This is a genomic window from Schlesneria sp. (assembly GCF_036405755.1).
Lineage (GTDB): Bacteria > Planctomycetota > Planctomycetia > Planctomycetales > Planctomycetaceae > Schlesneria > Schlesneria sphaerica.
In genome coordinates, this window is sequence record NZ_DASWWZ010000139.1 from 1 (window position 1) to 4,351 (window position 4,351).

The 4,351-nt window shown below is 57.3% G+C and carries 4 protein-coding genes; all 4 read right to left on the reverse strand.

Annotation, left to right across the window (positions count from 1 at the left end):
- The coding region (locus tag VGE80_RS04740) for a membrane dipeptidase (RefSeq protein ID WP_440591854.1) at nt 1–436 on the reverse strand (436 nt) is incomplete at its 3' end.
- Nucleotide 437: 1 nt separating this feature from the next.
- The gene (locus VGE80_RS04745) at nt 438–1,751 is read right to left on the reverse strand and encodes a hypothetical protein (protein ID WP_440591855.1); all 1,314 of its coding nucleotides are present in this window, start codon (nt 1,749–1,751) and stop codon (nt 438–440) included.
- 26 nt (nt 1,752–1,777) lie between these two features.
- On the reverse strand, nt 1,778–3,940 hold the full coding sequence (glgP, locus tag VGE80_RS04750; RefSeq protein WP_440591856.1) for an alpha-glucan family phosphorylase: 2,163 nt from the start codon (nt 3,938–3,940) through the stop codon (nt 1,778–1,780).
- 98 nt (nt 3,941–4,038) lie between these two features.
- Nucleotides 4,039–4,351 (reverse strand): hypothetical protein (locus tag VGE80_RS04755; RefSeq protein ID WP_440591857.1); only part of this gene is annotated, 313 nt, incomplete at its 5' end.

Below are 4,351 nucleotides of genomic sequence, written 5' to 3' on the forward strand. Positions count from 1 at the left end.
ACGCCGTACGGGCCAGCTCGAACGTCTCGGGGTATCGTTTGACGACCGCCCGGACGAGTTCGATTTGCTCGAGCGTCTTCAGAAGAGCCGTTCCGTCTTCCGAAGCGGAGGCGGGTACATAGACAGACCAGAACTGAGCCCCGACGTTCCCCTGCCGTAAGCGAGGGATATCGGTATGCAGCTTGGGAACATGCTGTGAAAGATCAGCACGGTCCAGCAAGGACGCAAAGTCGGTTCGTATCGCCCAGGGGAGATCATTATGACCATCGAAGACAAAGCCTGCGGAATGGATTCGCTTCGCTTCCTCCGTCAGCACAACCCGAGGTCGCTCGTCTCCCCACACGACGGACGTGAGGCCTCGCAGCGGCAACGACGAACTGGCAACGATGAGCAGCAACACCAAAGTCGGGACGGTTCGAAGACGCATCGGGCTCATATCAGTTCGGTTCCTGCATTTTCTGTGGTGATACACCTTGATGGGGAATCGCATTGCAGCGGAAACTTCTGGCCAGCTTCTCGACCGCTGCCCGGTCGGGGTACTGATTCACCGTCCGTTTGCCCGTCCACCTGTTGGCCGGACCTTCGATCACGACACTTATTCTGTTCAGGCCGAACTGTTCACAGATCGCCAGCGCAACCCCGACTTGAAACCGATCCTGCGGGTAAATGGGAGCCCGCACGGCATCCAGGGACCAGCGATCGATCCGGATCGAATACCACTCGTCATTGCTCCAATGTGGGGCGAGATACTGATCCAGTGCAGGACGGACTTTCGCAATTTCATCGACAGGGACCAACACCGTAACTCGCTCAGGATGTGATGCATAGACGGCCCATGCCGGCCAGTGATCACAGTAGCCGAACGCTTCGAACGCAGGCCACAGCATCGCCGCTGCCACGATCACGGTCGCCAGTCGATTCCCCAGAACAACGGGCCTTGCAACAGGATCAGACGGAGCGACAGGTTCACTGGAAACGACATTCTGGTCCGGGAGTTCGGCTCTCGCTTTCGCAAACAGGCATCCATTCTGAATAAGAAAGAACAGATTCCAGATCAACACCCCCGGCTGATGGCCATGTCCCAGCGGCCCCAGCGCGAGTATCAGGCCGACATGCATGACGGTCGCACCAACGAGGGCGACTCGGCGAGTTGATCGGAAAGCGAGACCGAATGCGATCAGAAACTCGACCAGCGGAATGAGGGCGGGCAGCGTGGTGACGACCGGCTTCGGCAAGCCCTCACACAGCGACAGCAGCCCCAATGATTTACAGTACCCCGCCAGCATGAAGTAGCCATGCGTGGCACTGAATGCGACATCGACCTTCGACCAGGCAGACCAGAAATAAATGCTGATCACCAGCCATTGCCAGGCCCGTCGTGCGGTCTGACCATCCGCCGCCGCAAGGATGAGCGACAGCAAAACGAACTGCCAGGCCCACGGCTGAAGCCGATGCTGGTTGATAACGATCAAGGCAAGCGTACTGACACCAAGACCGACAGCAGCAACCCGCTGCACAGGCGGGTTTGCCCCGAAAATCATCCCCGTCAACGAGGCGAGCAGAAGTGCGAGACACAGCCACTCAACAGAGGACCCTCCGTGTCCGGCGGCTTCGATCAGCGGAACCCGTGGAAAGGCCGCTGTGGGGATCCACAGCGGCCAGGTCGCCACAATCAGCGACATATGTCCCAGGGCGAGCAATTGGACCAATCGACGCCATTTCACCGGACTCTCTCGATCATACTGAGACAAGATGGAGATCCGCTGCGGGGAATCGACTACGACATCCGTGCCATACTGCACGAGACACCGCCGGCCGCGGGAATGTAGGCGTGATTGACGTAGTCCATCACCATGCGGTCGGCATTAAATCGCCATCCCAGAGTTCGAACCGACCGCTTCATGCGGGCAATCCATTCCTCGGGCAATCCATCTTCCTGATTCCGGTCGAAGTAGAGCGGGATCACCTGATCCAGCAATACTCGGGTCAACGACTTTGCATCGCGATCATCCTGAATCGAATCATCAACATGTGTATGACCGTTGCCGATGGCGAACCCGTTCTGACCGTCGTACGCTTCGGCCCACCAGCCGTCAAGGATCGAGCAGTTGAGACCACCGTTCAATACGACCTTCTGACCACTCGTCCCCGATGCTTCCAGCGGACGACGAGGATTGTTCAGCCAGACGTCGACACCTTGAACAAGATGACGCGCCAGGTTGATGTCGTAATCCTCCAGCAACACGATCTTGCCCTTGAAGGCAGGGTCTTGCGTCAACTGGAAAATTCGCTGAAGAATGGCCTTACCGTAGTCATCAGCCGGGTGAGATTTACCCGCAAAGATGAATTGCACCGGATGAGCGGAATCGCAAATGATCTTTCCCAGGGTTTCCACGTCCCTCAAGACAAGGTCCGCTCGTTTATACGGAGCAAACCGACGAGCGAAGCCGATCGTCAACGCTTCCGGATCCAGCAACGTCGACATTTCCTGCTTTTCCGAATCAGGAAGACCAAGACGTTCCGCCCGTCGCAACATGCGATTTCGTGCGAACTGGATCAAACGGTTCTTGAGAGACTGATGGGTTTCCCACAGTTCACCGGGGGTCACATTCTCAAACCCCGCCCAAACTTCAGGCTCACCGGAACGAACGTGCCATTCCAGCGGCAGGACTCGGTCGTACAGGGTTCGCATCTGCGGGGCCAGCCAGCTCGAAACGTGAACCCCGTTGGTAATGTGACCGATCGGAATTTCTTCTTCGCTGCGGTTGGGCCACAGACCCGTCCACATCCGGCGACTGACCACGCCATGCAGGTTCGATACGGCATTGGCGCGACGGCTGCACTTGAACGCCAGTACCGTCATGCAGAACGTTTCGTTCGGATTGTTGGGATCGACACGTCCAAGCCCCACCAGTCCGCCAGGTCCGATTCCCAACTGGTCGGCGATGGGACCGAGATGCTCTTCAAACAAACCCCAGTCGAAGCGGTCATGACCGGCAGGGACGGGAGTGTGAGTGGTGAAGCAGCAGCGCCAGGCCGTCATGAGCAGGGCATCGTCAAACGAATAACCGTCATTGACCATTCGCATGCGGATGAATTCCAGCGGAGCGAACGCCGAATGTCCTTCGTTCATGTGAAGGGCACACGGTTCATACCCCATCGCCGTCAGTGCGCGGGTTCCCCCGATTCCGAGGACCAGTTCCTGGCGAATTCGAATCCGTTGATCCCCACCATAAAGCCGTGCGGTGAGCTTGCGATCTTCCGGAGTGTTCTGCTCGACATTGCAGTCCAGCAGGAACAACTTGACCCGACCGACGTCGACCTGCCAGACTTGGGCGTAGATCGGGCCATTACGCGTTTCCACCTGAACCAGCACATGGTTTCCGTCAGGTGTCTTGGCCGGCTTGATCGCCAGACGACTGCTCTGCACGTAAGGATAGACCTCACGCTGCCAACCTGTCGCATCGATCTGCTGAGAGAAGTAACCTTCCTGATAGAAGAGTCCGACTGCAACGAGAGGAACTCCCAGGTCGGATGCACTCTTCAGATGATCCCCTGCCAGAACACCCAGACCGCCCGAGTAGTTCGGCAGCGATTCGTGAATACCGAACTCAGCCGAGAAATACGCAATCGGGTTATGCCCCAGTACGCCGGCATGTGTGTCACCCCAGGTATGCTTGGACGACATGTATTCCTGCCAGCGGCGGTAGGCATAGTTTACGCGAGAATGCAGGACGACTTCGCGGCCCCGGTTCTCGAGCTGCTCGGGTGTGAACTCGCGCAGAAACACGATCGGGTTATGGTCCAGGTCAGCCCAGCGGACGGGATCGATGTCACGGAAGATGGAAACGACTTCCGGTTGCCAGCACCACCACAGATTGCGAGCGAGCGCGTCCAGCTTTTCATACAAACTGAGCTGACAAGTTTGCGACAGAGCCATGGATTCTAATTTCCCTATGAGAAGATGTCTTTCCCGCACCGATGCCGGCCGACGTCAAGAACTGACCGCCGCGTTCGCTGCTGCCGAATCCCGAATGGTCAAGTTAACACCAACCAGGCATGGCGGATTTCCCTGCCTCTTCTTGCGTTGCAAATCCAGACGTCCAGTGGCACGTCCGGGTTCTCCGGTGACGCAATTTGCGTTTCAGGATGACCTGACCAACGAACCTCCAAATTGTCGCTGGGCAGGCGTCGGAAATCGTAATCATGACGAACGCCCCCCAGATTGCCAACCGAGTGACGCAAATGGCAAGCCAGATGAACAATCGTCCGGTGACGTTCTGCAATCGTGTTCTTCGATGTCAGCTCCAGCAGGATCGCGGGAGAGAAATAAAAGCACTCATACCACTGC

Bases quoted from the DNA above. Each gene is read 5' to 3' on its own strand.
- glgP (WP_440591856.1), bottom strand. From the start codon at position 3,940: ATGGCTCTGTCGCAAACTTGTCAGCTCAGTTTGTATGAAAAGCTGGAC.